The sequence below is a fragment of the Sinorhizobium sp. 22678 genome (genome assembly GCF_052044265.1).
Classification (GTDB): Bacteria; Pseudomonadota; Alphaproteobacteria; order Rhizobiales; family Rhizobiaceae; genus Sinorhizobium; species Sinorhizobium meliloti_A.
On sequence record NZ_JBQEMS010000002.1, the window covers coordinates 299,529 to 318,582 of the forward strand.

Sequence of the window (19,054 nt, forward strand, 5' to 3'; positions counted from 1 at the left end):
TGGAATGACGAAGAGGCAGGCGGCAGGGCCGGAACAGATGAGCCGAATCGAGGGCGGCCCGGCCTATGGCTATTGCGCCTTGCCCGGCGTCGCCGACGAAATGCTCGACGCGCGCGGCAACGTCCGGCCGGTATGGCAGCGACTGGTCGCGACGCTCGGCCGCATGGACGAGACGGATCTTGCCAACCGCTTCGCCCGCGCGGACCGGTACCTGCGCGATGCCGGAGTCTTCTATCGTGCCTATGGCAAGGAGAATTCCGAACGCGGCTGGCCGCTTTCGCACATTCCCGTATTAATCGACGAGGCGGAATGGGCCACCGTTTCCGCCGGCCTCATCCAGCGGGCCGAACTGCTCGAGCGGGTGCTTGCCGACGTCTATGGCGAGAACCGGTTGGTCAGGGCCGGCCTGCTGCCTCCCGCGCTCATCGCTTCCAATCCGGAGTTCCTGCGCCCGATGGTCGGTCTCGAACCGGCGAACGGACATTTTCTGCACTTCTGCTCCTTCGAGATCGGACGCGGCCCCGACGGAAACTGGTGGGTGCTTTCCGACCGGACCGAGGCGCCCTCCGGCGCCGGCTTTGCGCTCGAGAACCGGGTGGCGACGACGCGCGCCTTTTCCGACCTCTATGCAGAAAGCCATGTCCATCGCCTGGCGGGATTCTTCGGCGCCTTCCGCGACACGCTGCAGGGGCACAAGCAGCATGCGGACGACCGCATTGCCGTGCTCTCGCCGGGCTTCGCCAACGAGACCTATTTCGAGCATGCCTACATTGCCCGCTATCTCGGTTTCATGCTGCTCGAGGGCGAGGATCTGACGGTTGTCGGAGGACGGGTCATGGTGCGCACGGTGGCCGGCCTGAAACCCGTCGGTGTGCTCTGGCGCCGCCTCGACGCATCGTTTGCCGATCCGCTGGAGCTCAACCAATCCTCCCATATCGGCACCCCGGGCATCGTCGAGGCGCTGAGGGCCGGCTCCGTCTCGATCGTCAATGCACTCGGATCCGGTATCCTGGAAACGCGTGCCTTCCTGGCTTTCATGCCGGCGATCTGCCGTCATCTGCTCGGCGAGGAGCAGAAGCTGCCGTCGATCGCCACCTGGTGGTGCGGACAGGAAGCCGAACGGCGGCATGTCGCCGGCAATATCGAGCGCATGGTCATCGGCCCGGCCTATTCGACGCGGCCCTTCTTCGACGACGAAGGCCAGTCGGTACTCGGCGCCTCCTTTCGCGAAAGCGCCGGGACCTCCGTCGGCGAATGGCTCGCCGCGGACGGCGGCAAGCTGGTGGGCCAGGAGGCCGTTACGCTGTCGACGACGCCGGCCTGGGTGCTTGGCCGGCTCACACCTCGACCGATGAGCCTCCGGGTGTTTGCCGCGCGCACGCGCGACGGCTGGCAGATCATGCCGGGCGGCTTCGCTCGCATCGGCTCCGGCGATGACGTGGCGGCAATAGCAATGCAGGCCGGCGGCACTGCCGCCGACGTCTGGATCGTGAGCGGCAAGCCCGTCGACCGCACGACTTTGCTTCCGGCGGAGGAGAGCTTCACCCGAAACCTGCCCGGCAGCCTGCCCAGCCGGGCTGCGGACAACCTCTTCTGGCTCGGCCGCTATATAGAAAGGGCGGAAGGCGCCCTTCGGGTTCTGCGCGCCTGGCACGGGCGTTTCGCCGAATCCGCCGATGCGAACATGCCGCTCCTGAAGGACGTGAGCGACTACCTCGCCGTACTCGGAATCAACACCGGAGAGCCGGTACCGGACAGCCTGCTTTCCAGTATCGACAGCGCCCTTTTCAGCGCCGGGAACATCCGCGACCGCTTCTCGCCGGACGGGTGGCTCGCGCTCAACGACCTCTCCAGAACGGCGCGGAAGTTCCACGCGACCGTTCAGGCGGGCGACGACGCCACGCACGCGATGACGGTCCTTCTGCGAAAACTCGCCGGCTTCGCGGGCCTGGTGCACGAAAACATGTATCGCTTCACGGGATGGCGGTTCCTGTCGATCGGACGCTATCTCGAACGCGGCCTGCATATGACGGGACTGCTCGGCCACATGTCCGGGCCGGAGGCTCCCGACGGCGCCTATGACATGCTGCTGGAGATCGGCGACAGCGTCATGACGCACCGCCGGCGCTACAACGTCAACACGGCGGCACCGACGGTCACCGACCTTCTGGCGCTCGATCCGCTCAATCCGCGCTCGGTGCTTTATCAGCTCAACGAGATCAAGAAAGAGGTCGAGCTTCTGCCGAATGCCTTCGTCAACGGGCAGATGTCACCGTTCTATCGCGAGACGATGCGGCTTCATTCCGGGCTTGCGATCATGACGCCGGAGCAGATGGATATGGCCGTCTACAGGCGCCTGATGCAGGATCTCGAACGGCTGTCCGAACTGCTGGCGCAGACCTATCTCGGCTGAAGGAGATGGCTGCCGTGCTCTACGACATCAACCTGAAGATCACCTACGGTTACGAAGCTCCGGTAAGCGGCGGAAGACATCTCTTACGTGTCCTGCCGGTATCCATTCCCGGGCGGCAACGTCTTGTAGCCGGATCCGTGACTTGCCAGCCGGTGCCCTTCGAACGCCGGGAAGGCAAGGATTTCTTCGCCAATCACACGACGTCGATCCTGTTCCGCTCCGTGCATGACCATCTCGTCATGCGGATGCAGGCGCTTGTCCAGGCCGAGGCGCCGGCGCTCACGGCCGACCTCTCGCCTCCGCTCGGCAGTCTTGCATCCGAGCTTGCCGCCTGCTGGTCGGTCGACGCCGAATCCCCGCATCATTTCCTGGGTCCGAGCCCGCTCCTTCCCGCCGTGCCGGAGATCGCCGCCTATGCCCGCGCGATCGCCGGCAACGCTATGACGGTCGAGCAGATCGGAGCCGCCGTCTGCGATCGCATCCACCGCGACTTCGCCTACGACCCCGAAGCGACCACCGTGAGCACCACCCCCGGCGAGGCCTTCGAGCTGAAGCGCGGCGTCTGCCAGGACTTCGCCCATGTGATGATCGTGGCGCTGCGCAGCCTCTGGATCCCCGCCGGCTATGTCAGCGGGTTCCTGAGAACCCTGCCGCCGCCGGGCCGGGACCGGCTGGAAGGCGCCGACGCGATGCATGCCTGGGTCCGCTTCTGGTGCGGCACCACGGGCGGCTGGATGGAGCTTGATCCTACCAACAATATTCCGGCCGGCATCGACCACATCGTCGTCGGCCATGGCCGCGACTACGGCGATGTCGCCCCTGTGATCGGGGTGCTGAAGGGCTACGGCCGTCACACGACGGAGCAGGCCGTCGACGTCGTACCCGTCGGCTGACCCGAAACGGCACATATGTCCTGCTTCGGCACGGCCGCACCGGGCGAAATTCCATTAGTAGCCATGGGTTTTTCAGGAGCTTCGCTAAAATTCAACCGATTTCCTGAACTTGAGAGCAAGGTATCGCCGCTAATTGTCGCCTCGGGCTTGCAATGTATTTGCTGGGGTGTTCACAGATGCGAAGACGTTCAATCATAAGCCGATCCTTCTTGGCGATGCTGCGCGATCGGGGCGGCAATTTCGGAATGATGACGGCGCTGCTCGCGCCACTGCTCCTGGCCGTGGGCGGAGTGTCCGTCGATGTCGCCAACATGCTGATGACAAAGAACCAGCTTCAGGACGCAACCGACGCGGCAGCGCTCGCGGCGGCTTCCGCGCTCGTATCCGATGCGAAACCGGACATCGAAGAAGCGAAGGCGATCGCACGCAAGTTCCTGAAGACCCAGACGGCAGTGGCCTCCGCGACGGACATGCCGGGCGAGGAACAGCAGGTTGGCACCCGCCAGGCTTCGGAGAGCGAGGGACCGGCGGCCGCCGCACCACAATGGGACGACATCAACACGACGGAGATCAATATCGCCGCGACGGCGAACGGCGCGAAGGGGATGTCGTTCCAGGTCACGGTCGCCAACAAACACCGCCTCCAGCTCAATGCGATGACACGCTTGCTCGGTCAGGAGTCGGTCGAGATCGAAACTCAGTCGACCGCCGAGAGCGCTACGGAGAGCAAGAACGCCCTGTCCATGTATCTGGTGCTCGACCGCTCCGGTTCGATGGCGTGGAAGACCAACACGGTCAACACGGCAAAGGCGAAATGCCAAAACTACACGGAAGCGAACTGGAGCAAGTATCCGGACCTGAAGGCGACCAGCCCCTGCTACGTCACCAAGGTCGACGCCTTGAAGGCAGCCGTCGCCGACCTCCTTCGCCAGCTTGTGACGGCGGACCCGGAATCGATCTATGTCCGTACCGGCGCGGTTTCCTACAACTCCGCTCAGGACACGGCGAGCGGTCTCTCCTGGGGCACGAAGGGTGCAGCCGACTATGTCAACGCCCTCGTGGCAACGGGCGGAACTGCCTCCGGCAGCGCCTTCAAGACCGCCTACCAGAAGGTGACAGCCTTGACCGAAGACAGCGCGCACGGCGCCAGGAACGGACAGGTGCCGACGAAGTACATCGTCTTCATGACCGACGGCGAAAACAACTACGCCAATGACGATACCGTCACCAAACAATGGTGCGACACGGCCAAGGCGAGCAAGGTTCAGGTCTACAGCGTAGCTTTCATGGCGCCGGACCGCGGCCAGAAGCTGCTGAAATACTGCGCCTCGTCCTCCTCGCATTATTTCGAAGCGGACGAGGCGTCCGATCTGGTCGCCGCCTTCAAGGCGATCGGTGAACGCGCCTCTGCACTGGCTTCCCGCCTGACGAAATGACCCGGGAGTCCGGCTGAAGTGCCGCCCGGTCCTGCCGGGCGGCCTTGAGCTTGAACTGCCGCCGGGAGCGGGGGCTGACAAGCATCTGCTGTTTTAATCCTTTTAAAAACACCTGTTGCAAGCGCTTCGGATCGATGCATAAATTGCCTTGAACCTGGTCGGTTCCGACCTGGGGCTTTCCGAAATGCAATAAGGGTATGACAGTTCTCATGATGACTCGGCTCTCAACCACCGAACTGCCGCAACCCGCCCTCAGATCCTCGGAACCCAGCCAGCTTGCAGTCGAGATCCTCGAGCGTCTGAAATACCGCATCGGCAAGGACCCGAAAGTCGCCAAGCCGCACGACTGGCTGACGGCCGCCATCCTCGTGGCGCGTGACCGCATCACCGACAAATGGATGGACTCCACCCGCAAGACCTATTCGACCGGCGCCAAGCGCGTCTACTACATGTCGCTCGAGTTCCTCATCGGCCGTATGATGCGCGACGCGATGACGAATCTCGGCCTCATGGACGAGATGCGCGATGCGCTCGCCTCGCTCGGCGTCGACATCGACGTGGTTGCGGCTCTGGAGCCGGATGCGGCGCTCGGCAATGGCGGTCTCGGCCGCCTCGCCGCCTGCTTCATGGAATCCATGGCGACCGTCGATGTGCCTGCATACGGCTATGGCATACGCTACATGCACGGCCTTTTCCGTCAGCAGATGGCCGACGGCTGGCAGGTCGAACTGCCGGAGACCTGGCTCGCTCACGGCAACCCCTGGGAATTCGAGCGCCGCGAAAGCTCCTACGAGATCGGTTTCGGCGGCAGCGTCGAAACGGTCAACATCGACGAGGAAGTGCAGCGCTACGTGTGGAAGCCGGCCGAGCGCGTTATCGCCACCGCCTTCGACACGCCGGCCGTGGGATGGCGGGCAACGCGCGTCAACACGCTTCGCCTCTGGGCCGCGCAGCCGATCGACCCCATCCTGCTCGACGCCTTCAATGCCGGCGACCATATCGGGGCGCTGCGCGAAAGCAACAAGGCGGAAAGCCTGACGCGCGTGCTCTATCCGGCCGACGCCACCCCGGCCGGCCAGGAACTGAGGCTCCGGCAGGAATATTTCTTCTCCTCCGCCTCGCTCCAGGACATCCTGCGCCGTCATCTGCAGCAATATCCGGATTTCACGTCGCTGCCGGACGCCGTCGCCATCCAGCTCAACGATACGCATCCGGCAGTCTCCGTCGCCGAGCTGGTGCGTCTCTTGACCGATGTCCACGGGCTCGATTTCGAACAGGCCTGGGACATTTCTCGGCGGACCTTCTCCTATACGAACCACACGCTGCTGCCCGAAGCACTCGAGAGCTGGCCCGTTCCGCTCTTCGAGCGATTGCTGCCGCGTCACATGCAGATCGTCTACGCCATCAACGCCAAGATCCTGATCGAGGCACGCCGGGAGAGGCACGCGACGGACGAGGCGATCCGCAACATCTCGCTGATCGACGAAACGGGCGACCGGCGGGTGCGCATGGGCAATCTTGCCTTCGTCGGCTCGCACTCGATCAACGGCGTATCGGCTCTCCACACCGACCTGATGAAGGAAACGGTCTTCGCCGACCTTCACGGGCTCTATCCGGACCGCATCAACAACAAGACCAACGGCATCACGCCGCGCCGGTGGCTGATGCAGTGCAATCCGGGTCTTTTCGGCCTGATCCGGGAGGCGATCGGCGACGAGTTCATGGACAATACCGAGGCACTTCAGGCCCTCGACGCCTTTGCCGACAAGGCGGATTTCCAGGAGCACTTTGCAGCCGTCAAGCGCGCCAACAAAGTGCGGCTGGCAAAGCTGGTCCAGGCGAATCTCGGCATCCGGATCGATCCCTCGGCGATGTTCGACATCCAGATCAAGCGAATCCACGAATACAAGCGGCAGCTGCTGAATCTCATCGAAGCCGTGGCGCTTTACGACCAGATCCGCTCCCATCCCGAGCTCGACTGGGTGCCGCGCGTCAAGCTCTTCGCCGGCAAGGCGGCACCGAGTTATCATAACGCCAAGCTGATCATCAAACTTGCCAATGACATCGCCCGCGTCATCAACAACGATCCGGCCGTCCGCGGGCTCCTGAAGGTCGTCTTCGTCCCCAACTACAATGTGTCGCTTGCGGAAGTGATGGTGCCGGCGGCCGATCTCTCCGAGCAGATCTCGACGGCGGGCATGGAAGCCTCGGGCACCGGCAACATGAAGTTCGCGCTAAACGGAGCGCTGACCATCGGCACGCTCGATGGCGCCAATGTCGAAATGCGCGACTGGGTCGGTGAGGAAAACATCAAGATCTTCGGCATGACCGCCGAGGAGGTGGGCAAGGCGCGAGCGGAAGGACACAATCCGCGCGCCGTCATCGAAAATTCGCGCGAACTCTCGCAGGCGCTCGATGCGATCGCTTCCGGCGTCTTCTCGCCCGACGACCGCAATCGCTTCTCCGGCCTCGTGGACGGGCTCTACAACCACGACTGGTTCATGGTTGCAGCCGATTTCGAGGCCTATGCCAAGGCCCAGCGCGAGATCGACCAGCTCTGGACCACGCCGTCCGCCTGGTATTCGAAGGCGGTCCGCAACACCGCCCGCATGGGCTGGTTCTCGTCCGATCGCACGATCCGGCAATATGCCGGAGAGATCTGGAGAGCCGGATGACGGTTCCGCCCGGCAAGGACCCAGCCCCCGCCCCGCCAGGCATGCTGCCAGCGCCGGAAATCGCGGCAATACTTTCCGGTACCCACAACAACCCCTTCGCCGTCCTTGGCGTTCATGCCGCCGGCAAGACCTATGTCGCCCGGTGCTTCGTGCCGGGCGCGGACACGGTGGTCGCGGAAACGCTCAGCGGCAAGGAACTCGGCACGCTCGAGCGGCGCGACGAGGCCGGTTTCTTCGAGGGTCCGGTGGCGTTGCGCAAGGAGCAGCCCATCCGCTACCGCGCCCGCAACGACGGCGGCGAGTGGACCGTCATCGACCCGTACAGCTTCGGCCCCGTGCTCGGGCCGATGGACGACTACTATATCCGCGAGGGCTCGCATCTTCGCCTCTTCGACAAGATGGGCGCGCACCCGATCAGCCATGACGGCGCCGAGGGCTTTCACTTCGCCGTCTGGGCGCCGAACGCCCGCCGCGTGTCCGTGGTCGGCAGTTTCAACGACTGGGACGGACGCCGACACGTCATGCGCCTGCGCGCCGACACGGGCATCTGGGAGATCTTCATTCCCGGCGTGCCCGTGGGGACGCCCTATAAATACGAAATCGTCGACAGCAATGGCACGCTGCTGCCGTTGAAGGCCGACCCCTTTGCCCGACGTTCGGAGCTCAGGCCCGACACGGCTTCGATGACCGCAGGCGAGATCGCCCAGGACTGGGAGGACGAGGCACATCGTCGTCACTGGGCCGAGATCGATCCGCGCCGCCAGCCGATCTCGATCTACGAGGTCCATGCCGCCTCATGGCAGCGCCGCGACAATGGCGACATGCTCACCTGGGACGAACTGGCGGAAAGGCTGATCCCCTATTGCGTCGATATGGGCTTCACGCACATCGAGTTCCTGCCCATTTCGGAATATCCCTATGATCCGTCCTGGGGCTATCAGACCACGGGTCTCTATGCGCCGACCGCACGCTTCGGCGAGCCGGAGGGCTTTGCCCGTTTTGTCAACGGCTGCCATAAGGTCGGGATCGGTGTCATCCTCGACTGGGTGCCGGCGCATTTTCCGACCGACGAACACGGGCTTCGCTGGTTCGACGGCACCGCGCTTTACGAGCATGCGGATCCGCGCCAGGGTTTCCATCCCGACTGGAACACGGCAATCTACAATTTCGGCCGTCAGGAGGTCGTTGCCTTTCTGGTCAACAACGCTCTTTACTGGGCGGAAAAATTCCATGTCGACGGCCTGCGCGTCGATGCGGTCGCCTCGATGCTCTATCTCGACTATTCGCGCAAGCATGACGAATGGGTGCCGAACGAATATGGCGGCAACGAAAATCTCGAGGCCGTGCGTTTCCTGCAGACGTTGAACACCCGCATCTACGGCATTCACCAGGGCGTACTGACCATCGCCGAGGAATCGACTTCCTGGCCGAAGGTCTCGCACCCGGTGCATGCGGGCGGGCTCGGCTTCGGCTTCAAGTGGAACATGGGTTTCATGCACGACACGCTGCAATATCTCTCGCGCGAGCCCGTGCACCGGAAGTTCCACCACAACGACATGACCTTCGGGCTGCTCTACGCCTTCAGCGAGAATTTCGTGCTGCCGCTGTCCCATGACGAGGTCGTCCACGGCAAGGGGTCGCTGATCGCCAAGATGGCCGGCGACGACTGGCAGAAATTCGCCAATCTCCGGGCCTATTACGGCTTCATGTGGGGTTATCCCGGTAAGAAGCTCCTTTTCATGGGACAGGAATTCGCCCAATGGCGCGAGTGGTCCGAGGACCGCGGCCTCGACTGGAATCTGCTTGAATACAATCTGCATGAGGGGATGCGCCGTCTGGTGCGCGACCTGAACGGCACCTATCGCTCGAAGCCGGCGCTGCATGCGCGCGACTGCGAGGGCGACGGCTTCGAATGGCTGATTGCCGACGACCGTGAAAATTCCGTCTTCGCCTGGCTCAGGAAGGCGCCCGGAGAAAAGCTGGTCGCCGTCGTCACCAACTTCACTCCGGTTTACCGGGAGCATTACGACATACCGCTTCCCGTGGCAGGGCGCTGGAAGGAAGTGCTCAACACCGACGCGGAAATCTATGGAGGCTGTGGCAAGGGCAACGGCGGCGCCGTCCAGGCAGAGAAGAGAGCGAACGGAGAGACAATCGCCACCATCACGCTGCCGCCTCTGGCGACGCTGATGCTGGAGCAGGATTAGAGCGTCCCGCCCGACGGGGACTGGCTCGGCGGGCGGAACAGGAGGAAATCGTTTGGGCGCGAGGCGTCGAAGAGACGCCAAGCAGTCCCCCGAAATGATTTTGGGGAGGAAAAATGGTGGAAAAACGTACGCAACCCCTGGCCCGTGATGCCATGGCCTATGTTCTCGCCGGCGGCCGCGGCAGCCGGCTCAAGGAACTCACCGACCGGCGTGCGAAACCTGCCGTCTATTTCGGCGGAAAGGCGCGGATCATCGATTTCGCGCTTTCAAATGCGCTGAATTCCGGCATCCGGCGCATCGGCGTCGCCACGCAGTACAAGGCCCACTCGTTGATCCGGCACCTCCAGCGCGGCTGGAACTTCTTCCGGCCGGAGCGTAACGAGAGCTTCGATATCCTGCCGGCGAGCCAGCGTGTCTCCGAAACGCAGTGGTACGAAGGCACCGCCGACGCGGTCTATCAGAACATCGACATCATCGAGGACCACGGCGTCGAATACATGGTGATTCTCGCCGGCGACCACGTCTACAAGATGGACTACGAACTGATGCTGCAGCAGCACGTCGATTCGGGCGCCGACGTGACCGTCGGCTGCCTGGAAGTGCCGCGCATGGAGGCGACGGGCTTCGGCGTCATGCATGTGGACAATGCGGACCGCATCATCGCCTTCGTCGAGAAGCCGGCCGATCCGCCGGGGATCCCCGGCAATCCGGACATGGCACTCGCGTCCATGGGCATCTACGTGTTCCACACGAAATTCCTGATGGACATGCTGCGTCGGGATGCCGCCGATCCCAAATCGAGCCGCGACTTCGGCAAGGACATCATTCCCTACATCGTCGAACACGGCAAAGCGGTGGCCCACCGCTTCACCCATTCCTGCGTCCGGTCCGACTTCGAGCGCGAGGCCTATTGGCGCGACGTCGGCACCATCGACGCCTATTGGCAGGCCAATATCGATCTCACCCATATCACGCCCGAGCTCGACATCTACGACAGCACCTGGCCAATCTGGACCTTCTCTGAAATCAAGCCGCCGGCCAAATTCGTCCATGACGACGAGAACCGCCGTGGCTCGGCCACGTCCTCGCTCGTATCGGGCGATTGCATCATTTCGGGTGCCGCTCTCAACAGGAGCCTGTTGTTCACCGGCGTCCGGGTGAATTCATACTCCAGACTCGAAAATGCCGTAGTTCTCCCCGACGTGACGATCGGTCGGCATTCGATTCTGCGCAATGTCGTCATCGACAGCCGCGTCGTCATTCCGGAGGGCCTGGTCGTCGGTGACGATCCGGAGCTCGACGCTAAACGCTTCCGCCGCACGGAGAGCGGCGTTTGCCTGATCACGCAAACGATGATCGACAAGCTGGGAATGTAGCCGAGTATGAACATCCTGTCAGTTGCGTCCGAAGTCTACCCGCTGGTGAAGACGGGGGGCCTCGCCGATGTCGTCGGCGCGCTGCCCTCCGCACTTCTCCCGCATGGTGTGCGGACGCGCACGCTGGTGCCCGGCTATCCCTCGGTGCTGAAGAAGCTGAAGAAGAAAAAAACGGTCGGCCGCTTCGACAACCTCTTCGGCCATCCAGCCACGGTGCTTGCCGCCGAGGTCAACGGAATGGACCTGCTCGTCCTCGACCAGCCCGCTCTCTATGCCCGGGACGGTGGCCCTTATCTCGATTCGACCGGGCGGGATTACCCCGATAATTTCCGACGCTTCGCCGCACTGTCGCTGGCGGCTGCGGAGATCGCGGGGAACGGCATCATCTCCAACTGGAAGCCGGACATCGTTCACGTTCACGACTGGCAGACGGCACTCACCCCCGTCTATATGCGCTTCGGCCCGGCGCCGGATCTGCCGACGGTGATGACGATCCACAACATCGCCTTTCAGGGTCAGTTCGGCGCCTCGGTGTTCCCGGAACTGGCGCTGCCGCCGGAAGCCTTTTCCACGCAGTTCGTCGAATATTATGGAGATGTCGGCTTCCTCAAAGGCGGCCTGCAGACGGCAAGCGCAATCACGACGGTCAGCCCTTCATACGCGCAGGAAATCCTGACGCCCGAATTCGGCATGGGTCTTGACGGGCTCCTGTCGAGCCGTGTCGCGGACCTGACGGGCATCGTCAACGGCATCGATGGAGACACGTGGGACCCGCAGACGGACCCGCACCTTCCGGCGCATTACGGGCCCGGCACGCTCAAACGGCGCGCCGGCAACCGCAAGGCGCTGGAAGAGCGTTTCGGCCTCGAAAAAGGTCCGGGGCCGATCTTCTCCGTCATCAGCCGCCTCACCTGGCAGAAGGGCATGGACCTCGTCGCCGAAGCCGCCGACGATATCGTGGCTCTCGGCGGCAAGCTCGTCGTGCTCGGCTCCGGCGATCCGGCGCTGGAAAGCGCGCTTATGGCAGCCGCGTCGCGCCACCGCGGACATATCGGCATGGTGACCGGTTATGACGAGCCGCTGTCGCATCTCATGCAGGCAGGCGCCGATGCTATCCTCATTCCGTCACGTTTCGAGCCTTGCGGCCTGACGCAGCTCTATGGCCTGCGCTATGGTTGCGTTCCGGTCGTGGCCCGCACCGGCGGTCTCACCGACACGATCATCGACGCCAACGAGGCGGCGCTGTCGGCGAAGTGCGCGACCGGCTTTCATTTCCTGCCGGTGAACACCGACGGGCTAAAACTTGCGATCCGGCGCGTCCTGCGCGCATACAATGAACCCAAGCTCTGGGCACGCCTGCAGAACCAGGGCATGAAATCCGACGTTTCCTGGGCCAAAAGCGCGGAACGCTACGTCTCGCTTTACTCCGCTCTTCTCGCGAAAGGCTAAACAGATGACAAGAACCGTCTCGACCAACCCCTATGGGGACCAGAAACCCGGCACCTCGGGCCTGCGCAAGAAGGTCCCGGTATTCCAGCAGAAGAACTATGCCGAGAACTTCATCCAGTCGATTTTCGACTCGCTCGAGGGCTTCGAAGGCCAGACGCTGGTGATCGGCGGCGACGGCCGCTATTACAACCGCGAGGTCATCCAGAAAGCCGTCAAGATGGCGGCGGCGAACGGCTTCGGCCGCGTGCTCGTCGGCCGCGGCGGCATCCTCTCGACGCCAGCCGCATCCAATATCATCCGCAAATACAAGGCCTTCGGGGGCATCGTGCTTTCGGCAAGCCACAATCCCGGCGGGCCGACCGAGGATTTCGGCATCAAGTACAATGTCGGCAATGGCGGCCCGGCTCCCGAAAAGGTGACGGATGCGATCTTCGCCCGAAGCAAGGTGATCGACAGCTACAAGATCGCCGACGCGCCGGACGTCAATCTCGATGTCGAAGGCAGCCAGCAGGTCGAGGACATGACCGTGACGGTCATCGATCCCGTGGCCGATTACGCCGAATTGATGGAGAGCCTGTTCGACTTCGATGCGATCCGCAAGCTGATCGCCGGCGGCTTCCGTGTCGTGTTCGACGCGATGAGCGCGGTCACCGGGCCCTATGCCAAGGAGATCATCGAAAAACGGCTCGGCGCCCCGAAGGGCTCGGTCATGAACTTCATACCGCTGCCCGACTTCGGCGGCCATCATCCGGACCCGAACCTCGTTCACGCCCGAGCGCTCTACGAGACGATGATGGCGCCGGACGCCCCGGATTTCGGCGCCGCGTCCGATGGCGACGGCGACCGGAATTTGATCATCGGCAAGGGAATCTTCGTCACTCCGTCCGACAGCCTCGCCATGCTTGCCGCCAATGCGCATCTGGCGCCGGGCTATGCCAAGGGACTTGCCGGGATCGCTCGCTCCATGCCGACGAGCGGCGCGGCCGACCGTGTCGCCGAAAAGCTCGGCATCGGCATCTATGAGACGCCGACCGGCTGGAAATTCTTCGGCAACCTGCTCGACGAGGGCTTGGCGACGATCTGTGGCGAGGAAAGCGCCGGCACCGGATCGAACCATGTACGCGAAAAGGACGGGCTCTGGGCCGTGCTGCTCTGGCTCAACATCCTCGCCGCGCGCAAGGAAAGCGCACTCGAAATCGCCCGCAAGCACTGGGCGACCTACGGCCGCAACTATTATTCCCGGCACGACTACGAAGAGGTCGACACCGATGCGGCCAACGGCCTGGTTGCCGCGCTCCGCGACAAGCTCGCCGCGCTGCCCGGCAAGAGCTTCGGCGCGCTCACGGTCGAGACTGCCGACGATTTCTCCTACCACGATCCGGTCGACAAATCGGTTAGCAAGAACCAGGGCATCCGCATCCTCTTCGAGGGCGGATCCCGCGTCGTCTACCGCCTGTCGGGCACGGGGACGTCGGGGGCGACGCTGCGCGTCTATATCGAACGCTACGAGCCGGATCCGGCGCGCCACGATCTCGATACGCAGGAAGCGCTTGCCGATCTGATCGCCGTTGCCGACGAGATCGCCGAGATCAAGGAGCGTACCAACCGCGACCAACCGAGCGTAATCACCTGAGGGTGCTGTACCAAGCGCCACTTCCTGCGCCCCCTCTTACCCCCCTCTGCCCTGCCGGGCATCTCCCCCACAAGGGGGGAGATCGCCTCGTGGCAAGCCCATGCGATACTAGACTTCGAAAGAGGCTCCCATGCCGACGACCGGAATTTCACCTCTCGGCGTGACGCGCACACCCGACGGGAGGCGCTTTGCGGTCTGGTCGCACAATGCCGCCCGCATCGATCTCTGCCTGTTCGACGAAGCGGGCGACACCGAACTCAGCCGCCTGCCTATGCTGCGCGAGGGCGATGTCCACAGCATCGCGCTGCCCGACATAGCTGCCGGCACCCGCTACGGCATTCGCGCCGACGGGGTCTACTCGCCGGACCATGGGCTTTGGTTCGATCCGTCGAAACTTCTGGTCGACCCCTATGCGGTGAGGCTCGACCGGCCCTTTCGTCACGACCAGCGGCTGACGGTCTTCGGCGAAGAGACGGCGCACCTCGTGCCGAAGGCCATCGTGACCGAGGCAAAACCGCTGGAGCCGAAGCCGCCGCTATTTCAGACCGGGGGACTGATCTACGAGATTGCAGTCAAGCCGTTCACCATCCTTCATCCGGACGTGCCGGAAAGGAAGCGCGGCACGGTGGCTGCTCTCGCCGAACCCGTCGTCATCGATCACCTTACGAAGCTCGGCGTTTCCGCGGTCGAACTCATGCCGATCACGGCCTGGATCGATGAGCGGCACCTGCCTCCGCTCGCTCTCCACAATGGCTGGGGCTACAATCCGATCACGCCGATGGCGCTCGATCCACGCCTGGTGCCGGGCGGCATCGAGGAGTTGCGCATGACCGTGGAGGTCCTGCACGAGGCCGGTATCGGCGTCGTCCTCGATCTCGTCTTCAACCACTCCGGAGAGAGCGATCGCTTCGGTGCCACGCTTTCGATGCGCGGGCTCGACAACCTGACCTATTATCGCCACGCGACGGGCCACCCGGGCGAGCTCATCAACGACACCGGCTGCGGCAACACGATCGCCTGCGACCATCCGGTCGTCCAGCGTCTGATCCTCGACAGCCTGCGCCATTTCGTCCTTGCCGCCGGCGTCGACGGCTTCCGCTTCGACCTCGCATCGATCCTCGGCCGCGACATGGGCGGCTTCCGCCGCGATGCCGCGCTGTTCTCGGCCATCTGCGCCGACCCCGTCCTTTGCGACCGCGTGCTCATCGCCGAGCCCTGGGACACCGGCCCCGGCGGCTACCAGCTCGGCAATTTCCCCCATTCCTTCCTCGAATGGAACGACCGTGCCCGCGACGACATCCGCCGCTACTGGCGCGGCGACCGGCACGCGATCGGCGTCCTTGCAACCGCGCTCGCCGGCTCCTCGGACAGCTTTTCCCGCTGGGGCGAGACGGCCACGCGCAGCGTCAACTTCATCGCCGCCCATGACGGCTTCACGCTGATGGATCTCGTTTCCTACGCCCGCAAGCACAATGAGGCGAACGGTGAAGGCAATCGGGACGGCCACGACGAGAACTTCTCGTGGAACAACGGCGCCGAGGGTCCGATCGACGATCCGGAGATCGCCGCCTTCCGGCAACGCGATGTCATGGCGCTCCTCGGCACGCTCTTCACCTCGCGCGGCGCAGTCATGCTGACGGCCGGGGATGAAGGCGGGCGCAGCCAGGGTGGCAACAACAACGCCTATGCGCAGGACAATGCCGTGACCTGGCTCGACTGGAGCAAGCTCGACGGCAAGCTCGTCGAGCATACCGCCAGGCTTTCCGCCATGCGCCGGCGCTTCTCGGTCTTCGGCGAGACCGGGTTCTTCACCGGCAGCGGCGACGTCGCCTGGCTGCGCCTCGACGGGGAGCCGCTTACGGTGGAGGATTGGGAGCACCCCGCAACCGACAATCTCGTCGTGATGCTCGCGACCGACGACCGCCGTCAGGGGCGCCCGACCCGACTTGCGGTGGTCATCAACCGCAGCCACTCGCCGCACCCATTCCGCCTGCCTTCGAGCCTTAAGGGCGAATGGCGCGACGCACTCTCGGACCTTAGCGCTCCTTCTCTCGCACCGGCCCGTTCGGTCACCTTTTTCGCCGAGGTTTTCGAGAGCGCTCCGAAGAAAAGGGTCTAACGGTTTTCTGCCCGGAAGTGCCCGGCTCCAGAGAGTTGGATGGTTTCGCTGTTTCAAGAAAACAGTGAACCATCTCAAGACTTAGGACCACTTGCTAGACCTTGCCGAGCCGGCCTATAGATCAGCGGGGAGGCCCCATTTTCAGGAAAATCATATGCCGCAGGATATTTCACTTTCCGATATCAAGGATCTGATCGGCAAGGAGCTCGGCGTCTCCGACTGGATCACCGTGACGCAGCAGACGATCGACCGTTTTGCCGAGGCGACGAGTGACTTCCAGTTCATCCATACCGACCCGGTGCGCGCTGCGGCGGAGACGCCTTTCGGCGGCACCATTGCGCATGGTTTCCTCTCGCTGTCGCTGCTTTCGGCGATGAACTACAATTGCCTGCCCAAGATCCGCGAGCAGACGATGGGCATCAATTACGGCTTCGAGAAGGTGCGCTTCGTGGCGCCGGTCAAGAGCGGCGCGCGCGTGCGCGGCCGCTTCACCATGGCAGACGCACGCTTCCGCGGGGCCGGCATGCTGATGATCACCTATGACGTCACTGTCGAGATCGAAGGCGAAAGAAAGCCTGCCCTGACCGCCACCTGGCAGACGATCATCCAGTTCGACCCGAAGGATCGGCCGGACGATGTCTGAGGGGAGACCGGACGGGACCCACGTTCGCCATGCCTTCCGCAGCCAGGCGAAGTCCTGTGACGAGCTGGGATCGCAATTTACGGCCCGACTCTGCCGTCTCGTCGCCGACCGGATCGGTGCGGACTCGCGGGTAGGCGAGCGTGTTCTCGGCTGGTCCGGCGACCCGACTTCGAAGGGCGATTCCGTCGCGCTCCGCCTTGCCGGTGCTCTGCACGCGCTGGTTCTGTCCGGCCGCAGCGCGGCCCTCGGCGCGTGTTATCCGCCGAACCGGACGGACGACGACACTCTCTGGCAGGCGATCGCTCAGGCTATGGAGCGGGAAGCCCCCTTCGTCCTCGATCGTCTCACCTCCGCGCCGCAGACGAACGAGGTGCGCCGCTCGGGCGCCCTGCTTCCCGGTTTCCTCACCGTGGCACAGCTTTTCGGGAAGCCGTTGATCCTTTCCGAGATCGGCGCCAGCGCCGGCTTGAATCTCCATTGGGACCGCTACCGCTACGATCTCGCGAACAGCCATTGGGGCGATGCAGCCAGCCCCGTGAGCATAGCCCCCGAGTGGTCGGGAGCAGCGCCGCCTCTGCGACCCGTCGAAGTGATCGAACGCGCCGGCTGCGACATCAACCCCCTCGATCCGGCCGATAGCGAGGATCGGCTACGGCTCCTCTCCTACGTCTGGGCCGATCAGCAAGACCGGATCGACCGCACGCGGCAGGCGCTGGAGCTTGCCGCCTCCCAAAGGAGCCTTGTCGAGCAGGCGGACGCGATCGACTGGCTGAAAACACGGCTGGCGCACGTCCATCCGGGCGCTGTCCACGTCGTCTATCACTCGATCGCCTGGCAGTATCTGCCGGAAGCTGCGCGGGAAACGGGCGAGGCCCTGATCGCTGCCGCCGGGGCGACCGCGACATCCGAGGCCCCGCTTGCCCGTTTGCAGATGGAAGCCGACGGACAGTCGCCGGGTGCCGCATTGTCATTGCAGATTTGGCCGAAGGGCGAAAGGCATCTCGTCGGCCGCGCCGACTTCCACGGACGCTGGATCGCCTGGCAGGGATGGCCGGCGGACGGCTGACCGTGTGGCGGCCGTATCAGAACGTGATCACGTGGCGTATCACGCGGCCCTGGTCGAGAAGATCGAATGCCTCGTTGATCTCCTCCAGCGGTCCGGTGCTCGACAGCAGCCGGTCGACCGGCAGCCTGCCGCGTTCGTAGAGCGCAATGAAACGCGGGATATCGCGGGAGGGCACGCAGCTTCCCATGTAACTGCCGCGCACGCTACGCTCTTCCGCAACCAGGCTCACCGCGGGGATGGCTATCTGGCTTGAAGGATGGGCGAGCCCTGCGGAAACCGTCAGCCCGCCTCGCCGCGTAATTCGATAGGCGAGCTCGAAGGCTTTTACGGAGCCCGCGGCCTCGACCGCATGGTCGACGCCGCCGCGGGTCGCCTGTCGGACAGTCTCGGCCACATCCGGATCGGCTGCAAGGAACGTGTCCGTCGCGCCCAGCGAGCGGGCAAGCTTCAGCTTGTCCTCGGCGAGATCGATCGCGACGACGCGCTGGGCGCCGGCGGCAACGGCACCCAGAAGGGCTGCCAATCCCACCCCGCCCAGCCCGATGACGGCAACGGATTCGCCCGGCCGAACCCGGCACGTATTGACGACCGCTCCGACGCCGGTCAGCACCGCACAGCCGAACAGCGCCGCCTCTACCATCGGCAGGTCCGTCTCGATCTTGACCGCGGAATGGCGCGAAACCACCGCATAATCGGCAAATCCGGAGACGCCGAGGTGATGGTTCACGGGGACTTCGCCGCAATGCAGCCGGCGTTCCCCCGAAAGCAGCGTGCCCTTGCCGTTTGCTTCCGCTCCGGGAACGCATAGCGCCGGCCGGCCTTCCGCGCAGGGGAGGCAATGGCCGCAGCTCGGCATGAAGCTCATCACCACCCGGTCTCCCGGGACGATGTCACCTACGCCGCTTCCGACCGCTTCCACGGTGCCGGCGGCTTCGTGGCCGAGCGCCATCGGCACCGGCCGCGGCCTGTCGCCGTTGATGACCGAGAGGTCGGAGTGGCAGAGTCCGGCGGCGCCGATCCTCACCAGCAACTCGTCCGGTCCCGGCGGATCGAGATCGATCGTTTCGATCGAGAGCGGCCTCGTATGGGCATAAGGCCTTCCGACCGGTGACTTCCTCAGCACCGCCGCACGCGTCTTCAAGGT

Annotated in this window: 12 protein-coding genes; 11 read left to right on the plus strand and 1 reads right to left on the minus strand. The window is 63.9% G+C overall.

Features of this window, described 5'->3' with window-relative positions:
* Window positions 1-4 precede the first annotated feature (4 nt).
* The 11 genes from ACTJKL_RS04975 (at window position 5) to ACTJKL_RS05025 (ending at window position 17,910) form a co-directional block, all read left to right on the plus strand.
* A complete protein-coding gene (locus tag ACTJKL_RS04975) occupies window positions 5-2,413 on the plus strand; it encodes a circularly permuted type 2 ATP-grasp protein (RefSeq protein ID WP_440852333.1) in 2,409 nt (802 codons plus the stop codon).
* A 5-nt stretch (window positions 2,414-2,418) separates the two neighbouring features.
* Complete coding sequence (locus ACTJKL_RS04980; RefSeq protein WP_440852334.1) at window positions 2,419-3,306, plus strand: transglutaminase family protein; 888 nt, start codon at window positions 2,419-2,421, stop codon at window positions 3,304-3,306.
* A 176-nt stretch (window positions 3,307-3,482) separates the two neighbouring features.
* Complete coding sequence (locus ACTJKL_RS04985) at window positions 3,483-4,742, plus strand: vWA domain-containing protein (protein WP_440852335.1); 1,260 nt, start codon at window positions 3,483-3,485, stop codon at window positions 4,740-4,742.
* Between the two features lie 197 nt (window positions 4,743-4,939).
* The gene (locus ACTJKL_RS04990; RefSeq protein WP_440852336.1) at window positions 4,940-7,417 is read left to right on the plus strand and encodes a glycogen/starch/alpha-glucan phosphorylase; all 2,478 of its coding nucleotides are present in this window, start codon (window positions 4,940-4,942) and stop codon (window positions 7,415-7,417) included.
* Window positions 7,418-7,458: 41 nt separating this feature from the next.
* On the plus strand, window positions 7,459-9,624 hold the full coding sequence (gene glgB, locus ACTJKL_RS04995) for a 1,4-alpha-glucan branching protein GlgB (protein WP_440852394.1): 2,166 nt from the start codon (window positions 7,459-7,461) through the stop codon (window positions 9,622-9,624).
* Between the two features lie 113 nt (window positions 9,625-9,737).
* Window positions 9,738-11,000, plus strand: a complete 1,263-nt coding sequence (glgC, locus tag ACTJKL_RS05000) for a glucose-1-phosphate adenylyltransferase (RefSeq protein ID WP_003533906.1) — start codon at window positions 9,738-9,740, stop codon at window positions 10,998-11,000.
* Window positions 11,001-11,006: 6 nt separating this feature from the next.
* Window positions 11,007-12,449, plus strand: coding sequence for a glycogen synthase GlgA (glgA, locus tag ACTJKL_RS05005; protein WP_440852337.1), 1,443 nt, complete (start codon window positions 11,007-11,009; stop codon window positions 12,447-12,449).
* Window positions 12,450-12,453: 4 nt separating this feature from the next.
* A complete protein-coding gene (locus tag ACTJKL_RS05010) occupies window positions 12,454-14,082 on the plus strand; it encodes an alpha-D-glucose phosphate-specific phosphoglucomutase (RefSeq protein ID WP_275597333.1) in 1,629 nt (542 codons plus the stop codon).
* A 130-nt stretch (window positions 14,083-14,212) separates the two neighbouring features.
* A complete protein-coding gene (gene glgX, locus ACTJKL_RS05015) occupies window positions 14,213-16,201 on the plus strand; it encodes a glycogen debranching protein GlgX (protein ID WP_440852338.1) in 1,989 nt (662 codons plus the stop codon).
* A 154-nt stretch (window positions 16,202-16,355) separates the two neighbouring features.
* Window positions 16,356-16,844, plus strand: coding sequence for a MaoC family dehydratase (locus ACTJKL_RS05020; RefSeq protein ID WP_018096729.1), 489 nt, complete (start codon window positions 16,356-16,358; stop codon window positions 16,842-16,844).
* Entirely contained in the window at window positions 16,837-17,910 is a 1,074-nt protein-coding gene (locus ACTJKL_RS05025) for a DUF2332 domain-containing protein (RefSeq protein WP_440852339.1), read from the plus strand. The genes ACTJKL_RS05020 and ACTJKL_RS05025 overlap by 8 nt, the downstream gene beginning before the upstream one ends.
* A 16-nt stretch (window positions 17,911-17,926) precedes the next feature.
* On the opposite strand, the gene ACTJKL_RS05030 is transcribed toward ACTJKL_RS05025, so the two are convergent.
* Window positions 17,927-19,051, minus strand: coding sequence for a zinc-dependent alcohol dehydrogenase family protein (locus ACTJKL_RS05030; protein WP_440852340.1), 1,125 nt, complete (start codon window positions 19,049-19,051; stop codon window positions 17,927-17,929).
* Window positions 19,052-19,054 lie beyond the last annotated feature (3 nt).